The organism is Tessaracoccus pujii, from assembly GCF_055326215.1.
Window position 1 is genome coordinate 229,147 of record NZ_JBUZNP010000006.1, and the last position, 15,020, is coordinate 244,166.

Here is a 15,020-nt window from a genome sequence, read left to right on the forward strand (position 1 = left end):
CATTGTCCGCAGGGTGCGGTCCGGACCATCGCATAAGGTCTAGGTGTCCGCTCGCAAGGAGGCCCCATGGCGCACGTTCCCCTCACTCCCGTGACCCTCGGCGCCTCGCGCCTAGGTGAGCGCCCCGACGGCCAGTCGCTGGCCGACGCACTGCTCTCGTCCCCGCTGGGCAACGTCGACACCAGCAACAACTACGCCGGCGGCCGCAGCGAGCAGATACTCGGCGCCGCCATCCAGCGCGCCGGAGGGCTCCCCGAGGGCAAGCTCGTGTTCTCCAAGGCGGACCTTCACCCCGACACCGGGGTGTTCGATGCCGACCGCGTGCGCCGCTCGCTGGAGGAGTCGCTGACGCGGCTCGGGCTGGACCGGCTGCCGCTCTACCAGTTCCACGATCCGTTCACGGTCACCGTCGACGAGGCGCTCGCCGCGGACGGACCCGTCGAGGCGCTGGTGCAATTGCGGGACGAGGGCGTGATCGGGGCGATCGGCGTCGCCTACGGTCCGCTGGCCGAGACACGGGCCTACGTCGAGACCGGCCTGTTCGACGTGGTGCTCAACCACAACCGCTACACGCTCGTCGACCGCTCGGCCGAGCCGGTGTTCGAACGGGCGCGGGAGTTGGGCATGCAGGTGTTCAACGCAGCGCCGTTCGGCGGCGGGACGCTGGCCAACGGCGAGCGCACCTACGGTTATCGCACCATGCCTGGCGATTTCGCCGCCCACATCGACCGGGTCCGCGGCCTGGCCCGGGGCGCGGGCGTTGACCTCGCCGCGGCCGCGCTGCAGTTCTCGCTTCGGAGCCGACTGGTGGACACGACGGTGGTGGGCATCCCATCCCTCGAGCGCCTCGACGCGTTGGCGGGCCTCATCGCGGCAGAGGTGCCGGAGGAGTTCTTCGCCGCCGTCGAGGCGCTCGGTCCGCCGCCCGCGAGCGGCCAGGACTGAGGGCTGGGGTCAGGCGGCCAGATCAGAGGCGTCGACGGCGCCGGCCAGCTCGTCGGACAGGTTCAGGAGTTCCGCGACCTTCTCGGCGCCGGCGGTCACTTCACCGGACATCGTGAGGTCCGTGTTGAACACCAGGCCGGTGGTACCGACCACAGTGGCCTTGAGGTTCTGCATCAGCTGGGTCAGCGCGGTCGTGGCGCGCTGTCCGCCGCCGAAGCCGTAGCCGACGAGCGCCATCGGCTTGGCTTCCCACTCGGCGAAGAGGTAGTCGACGGCGTTCTTCAGCGGAGCGGGGAAGAACCCGTTGTATTCGGGCGTGACGACGACAATCGCGTCGGCGGCGTCGACGGCGGCCTTCCAGGCCAGCGTGTGCGGCTGGGTGTAGACGCCGGAGCCCGCCGGGGCATCCTCGTCGATGAAGGGAAGGTTGATCTCGGCGAGGTCGAGTGTGGTGACGGACCAGTCTGAGCTGAGGGCTTCTGCCACCCATGAGCTGACGTGCCCACCGATGCGCTGCGGACGGGTTGACGAGACGATGATCGAGAGATTCTTCACAGTTCAACTATGACACATTTAACTTGACGTTTCAACTACATGCCGGGCGCGAGATTCAACCGCCCGGCTGACGGAGCACCCGAGCAGGCTCCCCAGATCCAGGCCGTCGGCACTCTTCACGACGCGCTCGCTCGTCAATGCCCAGCAAGCTCCGCCATCAGATCTCAAACCGTCGGCTCGCCCACCACGGCCCTGCCTGTTCTTCCGATTTGCGCCAGCCTACGCACCCCCGCCGACACGACGGTGGGACGGACACCGCAGTGCCCGCCCCACCTGTCCTGAGGGACTAGCGCACGATCACGGCACCGGGGTGCCGTCGACCGTCAGGGTCCAGTTCTGGTCGAAGAAGTCGACGGGGTCGATCGTGCCCTTGTCGACCGCCCAGTCGATCAGCAGCTGGCGGATCTCTCGCATCTCGTTGTACACCACCGGTGCCGTCGAGATGTGGGGGAAGTTGCCGCCACCGCTGCGTCGGTAGTTGTTCACCGCCACGACGAACTGCTCGTCCGGGGCCACAGGCGTGCCGTCGGCATGGGTGAGGTCCTCGATCCGCGAACCGACCGGCTGGCTGAGGTCGATCTCGTAGTCCACTCCGGCGATGATGTCGTAGTTGTAGTCCCACACCTGCTGGCCGTTGTGGACCACCGAGGTGTGCTCGTCGGCGTCGAACGTCGCGCCGGGGGCGACGGTGCCGAAGTACTTCGCCGAGTACTCGAGGAAGTCCTTCACCTGGGCTCCGGTCAACACGACCGCCTCGAGCGTGTTGTCGTAGATGTAGAGCCCCGCCATGTCGCGGATGGTCACGTCGCCTTCGGGGAACACCGCCGTGCGGCTGAAGGGGGCGGCGATGGACAGCACCGGCAGATCCGCATACGCGCCTCCGGCCAGGGCGCCCTGGACGGTCTCGGTCTGGACCATCTGGATGTAGTCGATGATGGCGGTGTCGCGGTAGCGGGACTCGGTGGCGGGCAGCTCCGACACCGACTGGGCGATGACGGTGTTGACGTAGCCGACGGTCGTCTCGTGCGCGTCGGAGACGGCCTCGACGACGACAGGGTCCTCATCGACGGAGCTGCTGAGGATCGCCTCGGCCTCGGCACCCACCACATCCCACTGGCCGCGGACCTTCTGCAGGTCGATGGTGACGTCAGAGACGCTCTGCCCCCAGAACATGGGCTGGGTCAGCAGCACCTGTTCGCCGGTGACCTCGTTGGTGACGAACTTCTCGGCGGCGTCGACGCGGTGGGTGTGGCCGACCACCATGACGTCGATGCCGGGCACCTGCTCGGCGATCTGGTCGGAGGGGTTCTCCTCCCCCAGGCCGGTGGAGGTGTCGTAGCTGGACTGTCCGATGCCCGCGTGGCTGAGCACCACCACGACGTCGGCGCCGGCGGCCTTGACCTCCGGAACCCACTTCTCGGCGGAGGTGACCATGTCCTCGATGGTCACCCTGCCCTCAAGGTGTCCCTTGTTCCAGATCATGGAGCCCGGGGTGGTGAGGCCGAGGATGCCGACCTTGACGGGCTTGTTCCCCAGCTTCTTCGTGATGATGGTGTAGGGCTGCAGCAGCGGCTCGCCGGTGGCCGTGTCGATGACGTTGGCGGCCAGAACGGGGAACTCGGCGTCGTCGACGTAGGCGTCGAGCAGGTCCAGGCCGTAGTCGAACTCGTGGTTGCCCGGCACCTGGGCGTCGTAGCCGATGGCGTTGTAAGCGGTCGCCATGGGGTGCTCGGCGCCCGTCTCTGTCACCGGCTCCTGCTTGGCGAAGTAGGTGGTGAGCGGTGTGCCCTGCAGCGCGTCGCCGTTGTCGACGACGATGACGGTCTCGCTGCCCCGCTCGTCGCGCACGTCGCCGACGATGGTGCTGACGGCACTCAGCCCGACCTTGTCCCCCTGGGCGTCCCTGTACGGCGCGTCGGTGAAGTAGTCCCAGTTCTGGACCCGGCCGTGCATGTCCGTGGTGGCCAGCAGCGTGAGCTGGGCGGTCTGCTCGCTGCGCCGGCCGGGTGCCGCGTCCGCGGGCACCGTGGTGACGAGAAGTCCGCCGGCCAGCGCCAGAGAGGCAGCCGCGGCCACCGCGCTCCGGAGGGGATGGTTTCGCATGATCACTCCTTGTGGATGTGGGTTCACAAGGACGCTAGCCCGCGATGGTTACGAGCGGGTGGCCTGGGGATGACCTGCGGGTGGCGCGCAGGCGGCCGCCGTGGGTCAGGGGGTGCCGCCGCGGAGGCCGCTGAGCAGCTCGGCCCAGGAGGCCGCGAGGTCGCCGTCGGGGGTCCACGCACCCTCGTAGACCCAGGAGCCCGCCGCGATCCGGATCCGCAGGTCCTGGTCGACGGGGTAGGTGAGGGGGTCTCCGTACTGGTTGTACAGCACCAGGTAGGGGGACCCTTCCGGGATGGACCATGAATCCTCCGGCACGGCGGTGGCCTGCGAGAGGGCAAGCACCAGATCACCGGGAAGTTCGCGCTGGATCCACCCGTCACCGTCCGCCGCGTCCGCCGGTAGTCCGCAGACGAAGCCCCGGTAGAGGGAGCCGCGCTCGACGGTGGCGACGGAGTTGAGACCGACGACGGCGGCCGCATCGGTGCAGAGGTCGACGTCGTCGGTGAACGGCATGGGCTTCTCGTCGCGCTGGGCCGTCCACATGGGCAACAGGTCCTGCAGCAGCTGGGCGCCGCCCGTGCGGGATCCCCATCCGCCGACCCATTCACAGTTGACCGTCTCGGCCGACACGACGCGCCTGGTGCCGTCGGGGTAGTCGAGCGCCAAGTGGAAGGTGAGCCCGCCCATCTCGGTGCAGGCGTCGAAGTTGGCGGCGGGGAGGCTGTTGACGGCCTCGACGACCCGGTCCGGCTCCGTGGTCAGAGGTTCGATGGGGCCCACCCCGCCGAACGTCTCCCACTTGTCACCGCACAGCCAGACGCGGGCAACGCCGTCGGGAAGATCCTCGGTGGCGGGCAGGTCCTGCGGCGTGAGGTCCCCGGACTGGATGGCATCGCAGACCGTGGACACGAGGCCCTCGCCGCGTTCGTCGGGCAGGGGCGCGACGGGGCTGGGCGTGGTGGGGGTGGGGCCGCCGTCGGGGCCCTGCGCCTCGACGATCCTGGCCTCCAGGGCGGGGTCCAGCGGACCCCAGAACCGACGCTGGGTGCCGTCGTCCCACCAGTAGAGGCCGGCTCCCCGGCCGGCGTCGCGGTGCAGCGAGACGGGGTCTCCGCCAGGAGTGAGCAGGACGAGATCCGGAAGCGGGATCTCGCCGCGCTCGTCTGTGCCGGACAGCCCGCTGCCGCCGCGGATCGCGTCCAGGAGATCGGCCGTCAGGTCGGCGTCGAGGTCGACGACGGTCCCATCGGCCCGGCACGTGACCGCGCGGGTGAGGTCGGCCGGATCGAGCGGCCGATACACCGATGCGGGCGCGGTGCTGCATAGCGAATCGGTGCCGGTATAGGTGAAGCTGGTCTGCTCGCGCTCGGCCTTCCACAGCTCGCGTAGCTGCGCCAGGTAGCCGGCACCGTCCCCCCGGAAGGTCTCGAACATGTTCGTGGTGTCACGCAGGTCCCCGCAGCCGGCGATCCGCATGGACCGGTGGGCGCCGTCGGGATACTCGACGACGACGGTGTAGTCCAAGGGATTGGGCATGCAGTCCAGGACCCCCTCGGACTTGTCCAGGGCATTGAACGCGGCCACCGCCTCAGCGGCGTGCGCGACGAGGGGGTCCGGCGCGCCGACGAGGACCTGGGACGCGCCGGTGTCCGAGCGCCCGCACAGCCAGACTTTGGTGGCGCCGTCGGGGAGGTCGCCGTCGAGGAGCGGGAGTGCGCCGGTGAGGGGGTCGTCACACGCGTCGGGAACGAGCGGGACCGCGACCGAGGGCTGCGGGCTGGGTGTGGCGAGGACCACCGAGGGCGGCGAGATGAATTGGAGCGCCAGCGGTGCGGCAAGGGCGGCGACCGCGACGACGGCGGCCGCCGCGACCCCCGCGCGGCGCGTCCGCGCACGGCTGCGCGCGTTGGCGGCCCACCCGCGGGTGCTGGGCCGGGGGGGCACTGCGGCGCGCAGGGCGTCGGGCAGCTCGTTCTCGTTCATGACAGGTCCTCCGGATCGAGGTAGGGAGAGGTGCGCAGGGCGGCGAGCCCGCGGCTGACGTGGGAGGTGACGGTGCCCTCGGGGATGCCCAGCAGCTCCGCGACCTCGCGGGTGGGGCGGTCCTCGAAGTAGCGCAGCACCAGGACGGTGCGTTGGAGGCGCGGGAGGCGGGCCAGGGCGCGGCGGAGGTCGGTGGCCGGGGCAGGGTCGCGAAGGGGCGACGGCGTGTCGGGCGGGCTGTCCGACGGCACCTCGGAGCGCCACTGCAGGCGGCGCCACCACGACACGAAGGTGCGGTACATCGTCGTGCGGACGTAGGCCTCGAAGTGGTGGTCGTTGTCGAAGGAGTCGTAGCGCCCGTAGGTCTTCGACAGCGCCGTCTGGACGAGGTCCTCCGCGTGTTGGGCGTCGCCGGTGAGCAGCCAGGCGGCTGCCCAGAGCTCACCGCCGCGGGCCGCGACATACCTGTCGAAGCCGCCGGCCGTCACCTCGACCGCGTGGTCCATCACTGCCTCCATGCTCTGTAGACGCGGTGGGGGGTGGGTTTCACTGCATCTGGGATCAGGGAACCAGACCTCACCGGTCACCGGGCTGAATCACGCCCGAAGTGCCCCGTCCACCGTCCCGCCGGCGGACCGGCGGATGGTTGAGCCGGACACGGCTCTCGAGGGACGGCGACGAGCCGGACACGGCTCTCGACGAACTGCCACGAGCCGGATCTGAGCCTCGACACCGAAACAGCCCAGTTTGAACGATCCCTTGCTCTGCGAGACCCAGATCCGGCTCAACGCATCAGCGGGCCGCGAGGCGGTCCCGGACCTGCTTGCGCAGCACCTTCCCCAACATGGACTTGGGCAACTCGCCGACCACCACGACCTCGCGCGGCACCTTGTACGCCGCCAGGCGGTCGCGACACCAGGTCCGCACCGCCTCCGGGTCGACGGTGGCGCCGGGCCGCGCGACGACCTCCGCCACCACGCGTTCACCCCCACCCGCCAACGCCAGGCCGACGACGGCGGCGTCGTCGATGTCCTCGTGCGATCGCAGCACCGCCTCCACCTCCGTCGGCGACACGTTGAACCCGCCGGTGATGATCAACTCCTTGACCCGGTCCACGACGGTGGTGAAGCCGTCCGCGTCGACCGTGACGAGGTCGCCTGTGCGCAGCCAGCCGCCGGGGAGGAGCACCGCGTCGGTCTCCTCCGGCGCGTTCCAGTAGCCCTGGAACACCTGCGGGCCGGCTAGCAGCAACTCGCCGCGCTCGCCGGGTGTGACCTCGCGGGTCGGGTCCTCAGGTTGCACCACGCGCATCAGCGTGCTCGGGAACGGGACACCGATCGTGCCGGTGCGGCGCGACGGGTGGAACGGGTTGCCCAGCGCCACCGGCGCGGTCTCGGTCAGGCCGTACCCCTCGACGAGGAGGCCGCCGGCCACGCCCTCCCAGAGGTCGACGATGTCGTCGGTCAGGTTCATCGCTCCGGAGATGCAGAACCTGGCCGACTTCAGGCTGACGCCGCGTTCGAGCGCCCGCCGCGCCGTCTTCTCGTAGATCGGCGGGACGGCGCAGTACACCGTCGGCGGTGTGCTGCGGGCGGCGTCGAGCACCATGTCCGCGTCGAAGGTGGGAAACAGCACGATCCGGGCACGCTTGAGGATGCCGAAGGTCAGGTACAGCGTCATGCCGAACGCGTGGAACATGGGCAGGACGGCGTAGATGACCTCGCGGCCGTCGACGGCGTCATGCATCCACGCGGCCCCCTGGAGCGCGTTGGCGTACAGGTTGCGGTGGGTGAGAACGGCGCCCTTGGCCCGGCCCGTGGTGCCGCTCGTGTACTGGATGACGGCCACGTCGTCGAGGGTCGGTCTGGGGTGGTCGCGGGAGATCGGTGTCGCGGCGAGGAGGTCCTCCCAGGGCGTGGTCCCGGGCGCGCGCTGGTGGAGCCTGTCGCGCGTGGCGCGCAGCTTCGGCACCGGCAACTGCAGGGCAATCCGCTTGACGAGGGGAAACGCGCGCAGCAGGTTGACCGCGACGATGTGCTCCACCTCGATGTCTGCCGGCTGCTCCTGGATCTTCGCCACTGCCGCGTCCCACGCGATGACGACGCGGGCACCGTGGTCCTCGAAGAGGTGCCTGAGCTCACGAGCGGTGTACAGCGGATTGTGTTCGACGACGATCCCGCCCAACCGCAGCACCGCGTAGAACGCGACGACGTGCTGCGGGCAGTTGGGCAGGATGAGAGCCACCCTGTCTCCTGCCCGCACGCCGAGCCGGTGCAGGCCCTCCGCGGCGCGGCGGATCTGCTCTCCCAACGCCCGGTAAGTGGTCTCGCGCCCGAAGAACTGCAGCGCCACGTCGTCGCCGCCGCGCTCCACCGCGTCCTCGCACATCTCCACCAGCGAGGTGGCCGGAAGGTCGATGGAGGCCGGGACCCCCGGCTGGTAATGCTTCACCCAGGGGCGTTCGTCGGTCATGGCCTCATCCTGTCACTGCCCGCGACAGGTCCACCGCCGCCCCCCGGCCGGCGGTTCAGCCAGGCCCGGCTCAGGCGGTGTGGCCGTCCAGGCGGAACCCGATCTTCAGTCCCACCTGGTAGTGGGCCACCTTGCCGTCGGCGATGTGTCCGCGGATCTCGGTGACTTCGAACCAGTCGAGGTGCTTGAGCGTCTCGGACGCCCGCGAAACGGCGCCGTCGATGGCCTGCTGCAGGCCCTCGCTCGAGGTGCCGACGATCTCGGTCACCTTGTAGGTGTGGTCACTCATGAGAGAACTCCCTTGTTCGCCGGATGCCCCACGCACCCGTCGTCCCACAATAAGCGACCTGCTCCGCGGCTGCTGGTCAGCCGTCGAGGTCCATGTCCCCGGCGAAGTGCCGGTACTGGCTCTTCTCGGTGTGCATCGCCCACAGCCGCTCGGCCAGGACGAGCGGGTCCTTCCGAGGGTGCCCCACGATGATGCCGCCGGGGATGATCAGCTGGGCCACATGGATCTTGTCCGGCGCCAGGGCGTCGTGCAGCATCTGGCCCAGCGCCGACTCCCCCGCGAACGCCACCGACGTGCCGGCGAACTTCGCCACCGGCCGGACGGCGCTGCCGCCGTTGACCAGCAGCACTGTGCCGCCGCCCCGGAACCGCATGTGCTGCATCACGTGGTGGACCGCTACGAGCGGCCCGTAGACGGAGAACTCGATGGCGGGCTGAAGGTCCTCCACGGTGGTCTCGAGCACCGGGCGCAGGAATTCCTTCGCCGGGAGCGGGCTGTACTGCAGCACGTCGATGGGGCCGAGGTCTGCCGCGGCGTCGTCGAGCGCGGAGCGAAGGGCGTCGTGGTCGCGGACGTTGGCCGCGTAGCCGCGGGCCGTGATCCCCTCTGTCGCCAGCTCTTCGGCCACGACGTGAACGCGCTCGGCGGTGCGGGAGATGAGCGCCACGGAGAAGCCCTCCTTCGCGAACCGACGGGCTACTGCCGCACCAAGGCCGGAACCGGCACCGATGATGGCCAGTGTGGGCATGGTCTCCTCCTGGGGTCGAGGGTCATCGCTGACCTATACCCCCCACCCTATCCACACGGTGGCGCTGGCGGCACCACTGACGCCTGAGCGGAGTCACGCGTCACGGGATCCTGCTCAAGCCGGGTAACCTGGCACTTCTATGGATCTCCGCGGCGTTGACTGGGTCCGGGGATTCCCCGACGACGAACTCAAGCGCGTTTTCGGCGCCGCCACATTCTTCCGTGGGAAGAGCTACCAGGAGTTCAACCGCGTCAAGGACCTCGAGGCCGACGACGAGGTCCTCAGTGCCCTGGTCACCGGCTCCGCTAACCAGGTGTACGCCGTCGAGATCCGTCGGGGGACCCGCGGGCTCGTCACGTGGTGTTCCTGCCCGATGCGCGCGGGCTGCAAGCACGTCGTCGCGACCATCCGGTCCGCGAGATCCAGCCTCAAGGAAGTAGCCGCGACCCCCTCGTGGGAGCGCCAGCTCGGCCAACTGGTGCACCTCGAGAGCGGCAGCGAGGCCACCGGCCGGGCGATGGCGCTCGAGTTCTCACTGCCCAGCACGCAGTACGGTCCCCTGCCGTCGCGGGTCCGCCTGGCACCGCTGCGCGAAGGCGCGCGTGCACCGTGGGTGAAGACGGGCGCCTCCTGGACCGACCTGGTGCAGGCCTGGCGTTCGACCGAGCTGAACCCCCCGCAACGCGCCGTCCTGGCGCAGCTGTTCCGCCTGTCACCCGATGCGCAGTTCGCCTACGGCTCCACCGCAACCCTCGATCTCGCGGATCTGGGCCCGCTCGCCTGGCCGATGCTGCGCCGGATCGTCGCGGCCGGCATCGAGCTGGTCCCGGGCGAGGGTCTGCGGTCACTCACCCTGGCAGACGAATCCGCGACCGTCTCGCTGGACCTCACCCGCTCCCCCGACGGAGGCATCCACGCCCAAGCCCGGGCGACGGTGATCGACCCGGAGGCCGGCGGGCGAGTCTTCCTCATCGGCAATCCCGCGCACGGCTTCGCCCATCTCAACGCCGGGGAACTCACGCTGTGGCCGCTGGCGGCTCCGCCACCGGAAGGGCTCGAGGGGCTGCTCACTGAGGGCACCGGCGTCGAGATCCCCGCCGACGACGTCAACCGCTTCCTCACCCTCTACTACCCGGCCCTGGCCCGCTCGGGCGCCGTCACCACCTCCGACGGCAGCATCGAGCCGCCCGATCTCAGCCCTCCCCGGCTGCGCCTCGGCGTGACGCACCTCTCCGGACACGTGGCCGAGCTGCGCTGGGGATTCGCCTACCCGTCGCCCCTGCCGGGCGGGGAACCCACCGTCGTCCCGCTGCTGCCCACACCCGGCGGCCCGCCGCGCGAGCATCACGTCGAGCAGCGTCTCGCCGCGCACGCCGCGACCCTGCTCTCCCGGCACCCCACCCTTCTTGGCGCGAAACGCCACCCCCTGGCAGAGGAGGCCGAGCTGCGCGGCATGGCGGTGGCCCCGTTCCTCTCCGAGACGCTGCCGGCCTTGCGCGAGGCAGGCGTGGTCGTCGACGAGGTGGGCGACGCCGTGGATTACGCGGAGGCGGACGAGGCGCCCGTCATCCACCTCACCTCGGACGACACCGAGGACCGCGACTGGTTCAACCTGCACGTCACGGTGACGGTCGACGGCCAGGCTGTCCCGTTCGACCAGCTGTTCCACGCGCTGGCCGCGGGCGACGACGCGCTGTTGCTGGACTCGGGCACCTGGTTCAGCCTCGACATCCCTGAGCTGCACGATCTCCGCCGCCTCATCGAGGAGGCGCGCGACCTCACCGACGACGCCACCTCCGGCTCGCTGCGCCTCAGTCCGTACCAGGCGGGTTTGTGGGAGGAGCTGGTGGGGCTGGGCGTGGTGGCCCGCCAGAGCCAGCGCTGGACGGCGGCCGTCGAGCGCCTACTGCCGGACGCCGACCGCAGCGATGTACCCCTGCCCGAGGGGCTCAACGCGACGCTGCGGCCCTACCAGGTCCACGGCTACCAATGGCTGACCACGCTGTGGGACGCCCGCCTCGGCGGCGTCCTGGCCGACGACATGGGCCTGGGCAAGACCCTTCAGACCCTCGCCCTGTTCGAGCGGGCACGGGAGGCCGGCCAGCTCGACGGATCCCCCGTGCTCGTCGTGGCCCCGGCGAGCGTGGTGGGGACGTGGGTCGACGAGGCGGCCAAGTTCGCTCCGGGCCTGAAGGTCGTGGCCATCACGGCCACGGGGAAGAAGCGGGGCGACGACGTGGCCGCGGCTGTTGCGGGTGCGCACGTCGTGGTCACCTCGTACACGCTGATGCGGCTGGAGGATGCCGAATACCGGGCGCTGCCGTGGAGCGGGCTGATCCTCGACGAGGCGCAGTTCGTGAAGAACCACCGGTCCCGCACCTATCAGGCGGCCCGACGGCTGGGGGCACCGTTCACGCTCGCGATCACCGGCACGCCGCTGGAGAACTCCCTGATGGATCTGTGGGCGATGCTGTCGCTCGCCGCCCCCGGCCTGTTCCCACGCCCCGAGCACTTCATCGAGCGGTTCCGCAAGCCCATCGAGGCGGAGCGCGACCTTCTGGCCCTCGAGACCCTCCGACGGCGGATCAAGCCCTTCGTCCTCCGCCGCACCAAGCGGGAGGTGGTGCAGGAACTCCCGGAGAAGATCGAGCAGGTGCAGCGCGTCGAGCTGACGCCGGCCCACCGCAAGGTCTACGACAAGTACCTCCAGCGGGAGCGCCAGCGGGTCCTGGGGATGCTGGACGACATCGACCGCAACCGGGTGGCGATCTTCCGGGCGCTGACGATGCTCCGCCAGCTGGCGTTGGACCCCGTCCTGGTGGACCCGGGGCACAGTTCCGCGTCGTCGGCGAAGGTCACCGCCCTGGTGGAGCAGGTGACTGAACTGGCCGCCGAGGGCCACAGGGCGCTGGTGTTCAGCAGCTTCACCGGGTATCTCAAGCTGGTGCGGGAGGCGCTCGACGACGCGGGCATCAGCTACGCCTACCTCGACGGGCGGACGAGGGACCGGCCCGCGCGGATCGCGCAGTTCCGGGAGGGCACGGACCCGGTGTTCCTCATCTCGCTCAAGGCAGGCGGCTTCGGGTTGACGCTGACCGAGGCGGACTACGTCTTCGTCCTCGACCCGTGGTGGAACCCGGCGGCGGAGAACCAGGCTATCGACCGGACGCACCGCATCGGGCAGACGCGGTCCGTCAACGTCTACCGGATGGTCTCCGAGGACACCATCGAGGAGAAGGTGGTGGCGTTGCAGGAGCGCAAGCGTGACCTGTTCACCTCCGTGATCGATTCCGGCTCGTTCTCGTCAGGCGCTATCACGGCCGCCGACATCCGCGGCCTCTTCGACGAGTAGCTGGCGCGGCCTCTCCCCCGCCTCGTCGCGTTGACCCTTGATGTGCGAGAGTTCCTGCTCCAGCTCCTCCACGCGGCGGCGCAGCTCCAACACGTGCCGCACCGCTGCCAACGTCAGACCCTCGTTGGTCAGTGAGATCACCTCGCGGAGCAGTTCGAGTTCCCGCGCTGAATACCGCCGCTGGCCGCCCCGCGACCTGCCGGGCGACACGACGCTCTCCTCGTCGAACCGCCGCAGGGTGGCCGGCTGGAGGCTCAGCACCGCCGCGACCTGCCCGATCGTGTAGAACGGCGTGTCCCGATCCACCGGATGCGCGGGAATCGGCAGGTGGTTCTCCTGCGTCATCGCGCACCGGGCCCGCTTGTGCCGGCCGCAGGGATGTCGCCTGGGCGGCCGGGTATCCCGACTCCGTCCTGAGCCGCGGCGGGGGTGATCCGGACCTCATCGCAGTCAGCCACGACGTCGAAACTGCGGCGCCCGACCCTGATGCCCGTGACGGCCGCCGCACCCACGAATGCGGGAACCGGCCCCGCCGCCACGCCGCCGTCGCCCCCGTCTGCGTGCAGTGCCAACAGGATCCGCAGCATCTCGAACGGAGTCGCGGCCGCCCAGGCCTGGGGGGAGCATGACGTCGGGTACGGCACGGGCACGGCGTGCTCGGCACGGCTGAAGCCGCCGAGCAGCTCGGGCAGGCGCCCGTCGAACGCCTCGGCCGCATCAAGAAGGCCGCGCAGCAGCCGGAGCGCCTCGTCACGGCGGCCGTACCGCTGCATGCCGGCCGCGGCCAGCACGGTGTCATGAGGCCACACGGACCCGTTGTGGTAGCTGATCGGGTTGTACCGTGCCTCCTCCGAGGAGAGCGTGCGGAGGCCGAATCCCGTGAACATGTCGTCGGCCAGGAGCCGGGCGACGACGCGGTCAGCATGGTCATCGTCGATGATCCCGGTCCACAGGCAGTGCCCGATGTTGGAGGAGACCACCTCGAGGGGGAGCTTGTCGCGGTCCAGCGCCATGGCGTAGAACCCGATCTCGGGGCACCAGAATGCCTGGTGGAACCGCTGTTTGAGGTCTGCCGCCCGGCGGCGCAGACCTGCCGCCTTGGCTCCGCCGGCCAGCGCGTCGTCCAGGTCCGCCGCGGCCAGCAGCGCCGCGTAGCAGTAGCCCTGCACCTCCGCCAGCGCCATCGGCGGGCACGCCTCCGCCCCTGAGCGGTGGTTCATCGAGTCGCTGCTGTCCTTCCAGCCCTGATTCCACAGGCCGCGATCGCTGGTGCGCCGGTATTCGACGAAGCCGTCGGAGTCAAGGTCGCCGTGGTGGAGGATCCACCCGACGGCGGCCTCCACCGCGGGCATCAACTCCAGGAGCGCGGCGCGATCCACATCCCAGCGCAACGCCTCGCCTGCCAGCATGACGAACAGCGGCGTGGAGTCGACCGAGCCGTAGTACACCCGGCTCGACCCGAGCGCGAGAGAGGCATCGGCACCGAGGCGCACCTCGTGCAGGATGCGGCCCGGCTGCTCCTCCGTCATGGGGTGGGCGCTAGCCCCCTGTCTCCTGGCCAGTGTCCGTAACGTGCCGAGCGCCAGGTCCGGAGCGAACGGCATCATCATGTGCCCGGTCAGCAGGGAATCGCGTCCGAAGAGCGCCATGAACCACGGCGCCCCGGCCGCGACGACGTCGTCCTCCGGGTTATCGGGATCGATGATGCGCAGCGCTCCGAGGTCGCGCTGACTCGTGCGGAGGGCGGCCGCGAGGACCGCGTTGTCCACCGAGACCTTCGCGGTGGCGTGCCGCCACCGACGCATCCGCTGAGCCGGCCGGGCACCATCCAACGGCTGATCCAGCGGGAACGATGCGCCCTCCCCGAGAACCCCCGAGGTGCTGGTGACCTCGACGCTGACCTGCCATGCACCCTTCGCGGGAATGACCGTCTGGAACAGGAGCGCACCCGGGACGGCTCTGGCCCCCGATGCCGTGATCCGCACCCCCCGGGCATCGGCGCCTCCGTCGTCCAGGCTGAAGGTGAGCGCGTCGAGGGTCGCGGCGGTGGTCACGGCCAGGGGGCGCACCGGTCTGCGCTCCTTGACCTCGAACAGGTCGGCGAAGTCCACATCGATGTGCAGCGAGACGTCCACGCCGGCGGGCTCCATGCCGTAATTCGTGACGGTGACGTCCTCCCGCATTCCGTGCCCCACCATGCGGTGGCGCTCGACCACGAGGGTGGCCTCGACCTGGCCCGGCCTGGCCGGGACCCGGCCGACGAAGCGGCACTCGTAGGGCTCGGACGGCTGCACCCCGAGGGACTCGATCTCGTCGCCGTCGATGCGCAGCTGCCACCTCGACAGCACGCGGGTGTCTCGGACGAACAGGCCATCCGCCAGGTGCGGCTGCATGTCCCCGTTCGTCCGCGACGTACTGAACGACGAACCCTCGACCAATGTGACCGTCTCGGACGGCGGGTGGACCGGGCCGAGTCCGAGCGGACGCGTGGGGTCCGATTCGATCGTCGAGGCGGTAGTCCGGGCCAAGTCAGCCGACGTGACGTCCATCTCAGTTCTCCTCATGGCCAT

11 protein-coding genes are annotated in these 15,020 nt (G+C 70.0%); 2 read left to right on the plus strand and 9 right to left on the minus strand.

Translation table 11 applies throughout. The features are described 5' to 3' along the window. The first annotated feature begins 66 nt into the window (after window positions 1-66). Entirely contained in the window at window positions 67-945 is an 879-nt protein-coding gene (locus ACZK5N_RS10785; RefSeq protein WP_463624913.1) for an aldo/keto reductase, read from the plus strand. A gap of 9 nt (window positions 946-954) precedes the next feature. Here the strand turns inward: ACZK5N_RS10785 and ACZK5N_RS10790 are convergent, their stop codons facing one another. From ACZK5N_RS10790 to ACZK5N_RS10820, 7 genes are all read right to left on the minus strand, one after another. After that, on the minus strand, window positions 955-1,500 hold the full coding sequence (locus ACZK5N_RS10790) for an NADPH-dependent FMN reductase (RefSeq protein ID WP_463624914.1): 546 nt from the start codon (window positions 1,498-1,500) through the stop codon (window positions 955-957). Window positions 1,501-1,797: 297 nt separating this feature from the next. After that, complete coding sequence (locus ACZK5N_RS10795) at window positions 1,798-3,603, minus strand: bifunctional metallophosphatase/5'-nucleotidase (RefSeq protein WP_463624915.1); 1,806 nt, start codon at window positions 3,601-3,603, stop codon at window positions 1,798-1,800. 105 nt (window positions 3,604-3,708) lie between these two features. Further along, window positions 3,709-5,589, minus strand: a complete 1,881-nt coding sequence (locus ACZK5N_RS10800) for a hypothetical protein (RefSeq protein WP_463624916.1) — start codon at window positions 5,587-5,589, stop codon at window positions 3,709-3,711. Then, window positions 5,586-6,095, minus strand: coding sequence for a SigE family RNA polymerase sigma factor (locus ACZK5N_RS10805; RefSeq protein WP_463624917.1), 510 nt, complete (start codon window positions 6,093-6,095; stop codon window positions 5,586-5,588). The genes ACZK5N_RS10800 and ACZK5N_RS10805 overlap by 4 nt, the downstream gene beginning before the upstream one ends. Window positions 6,096-6,381: 286 nt before the next feature. Then, window positions 6,382-8,061: a long-chain-fatty-acid--CoA ligase gene (locus ACZK5N_RS10810; protein ID WP_463624918.1), complete on the minus strand. Its 1,680-nt coding sequence runs from the start codon at window positions 8,059-8,061 to the stop codon at window positions 6,382-6,384. 70 nt (window positions 8,062-8,131) lie between these two features. Beyond that, window positions 8,132-8,350, minus strand: a complete 219-nt coding sequence (locus tag ACZK5N_RS10815; protein ID WP_459018634.1) for a dodecin — start codon at window positions 8,348-8,350, stop codon at window positions 8,132-8,134. A gap of 76 nt (window positions 8,351-8,426) precedes the next feature. Next, window positions 8,427-9,098, minus strand: a complete 672-nt coding sequence (locus ACZK5N_RS10820) for an SDR family NAD(P)-dependent oxidoreductase (RefSeq protein ID WP_463624919.1) — start codon at window positions 9,096-9,098, stop codon at window positions 8,427-8,429. 139 nt (window positions 9,099-9,237) lie between these two features. Here ACZK5N_RS10820 and ACZK5N_RS10825 point away from each other — a divergent pair, with 139 nt between their 5' ends. After that, window positions 9,238-12,450 carry a DEAD/DEAH box helicase gene (locus ACZK5N_RS10825; protein ID WP_463624920.1) on the plus strand — a complete coding sequence of 1,071 codons (3,213 nt, stop codon included), beginning with the start codon at window positions 9,238-9,240 and terminating at the stop codon, window positions 12,448-12,450. On the opposite strand, the gene ACZK5N_RS10830 is transcribed toward ACZK5N_RS10825, so the two are convergent. Beyond that, the gene (locus ACZK5N_RS10830) at window positions 12,403-12,795 is read right to left on the minus strand and encodes a MerR family transcriptional regulator (protein WP_459018631.1); all 393 of its coding nucleotides are present in this window, start codon (window positions 12,793-12,795) and stop codon (window positions 12,403-12,405) included. The two genes, ACZK5N_RS10825 and ACZK5N_RS10830, sit on opposite strands and share 48 nt — an antisense overlap. Further along, complete coding sequence (locus ACZK5N_RS10835; RefSeq protein WP_463624921.1) at window positions 12,792-14,999, minus strand: amylo-alpha-1,6-glucosidase; 2,208 nt, start codon at window positions 14,997-14,999, stop codon at window positions 12,792-12,794. Before ACZK5N_RS10835 ends, ACZK5N_RS10830 begins: the two co-directional genes overlap by 4 nt. Between the last annotated feature and the right edge of the window lie 21 nt (window positions 15,000-15,020).

Excerpts from the sequence above, each read along its gene's own strand:
- ACZK5N_RS10830 (WP_459018631.1), bottom strand. The coding sequence starts at position 12,795 with ATGACGCAGGAGAACCACCTGCCGATTCCCGCGCATCCGGTGGATCGG.
- ACZK5N_RS10785 (WP_463624913.1), top strand. The coding sequence starts at position 67 with ATGGCGCACGTTCCCCTCACTCCCGTGACCCTCGGCGCCTCGCGCCTA.
- ACZK5N_RS10835 (WP_463624921.1), bottom strand. The coding sequence starts at position 14,999 with ATGGACGTCACGTCGGCTGACTTGGCCCGGACTACCGCCTCGACGATC.
- ACZK5N_RS10810 (WP_463624918.1), bottom strand. The coding sequence starts at position 8,061 with ATGACCGACGAACGCCCCTGGGTGAAGCATTACCAGCCGGGGGTCCCG.
- ACZK5N_RS10825 (WP_463624920.1), top strand. The coding sequence starts at position 9,238 with ATGGATCTCCGCGGCGTTGACTGGGTCCGGGGATTCCCCGACGACGAA.
- ACZK5N_RS10805 (WP_463624917.1), bottom strand. The coding sequence starts at position 6,095 with ATGGACCACGCGGTCGAGGTGACGGCCGGCGGCTTCGACAGGTATGTC.
- ACZK5N_RS10815 (WP_459018634.1), bottom strand. The coding sequence starts at position 8,350 with ATGAGTGACCACACCTACAAGGTGACCGAGATCGTCGGCACCTCGAGC.
- ACZK5N_RS10795 (WP_463624915.1), bottom strand. The coding sequence starts at position 3,603 with ATGCGAAACCATCCCCTCCGGAGCGCGGTGGCCGCGGCTGCCTCTCTG.
- ACZK5N_RS10800 (WP_463624916.1), bottom strand. The coding sequence starts at position 5,589 with ATGAACGAGAACGAGCTGCCCGACGCCCTGCGCGCCGCAGTGCCCCCC.
- ACZK5N_RS10820 (WP_463624919.1), bottom strand. The coding sequence starts at position 9,098 with ATGCCCACACTGGCCATCATCGGTGCCGGTTCCGGCCTTGGTGCGGCA.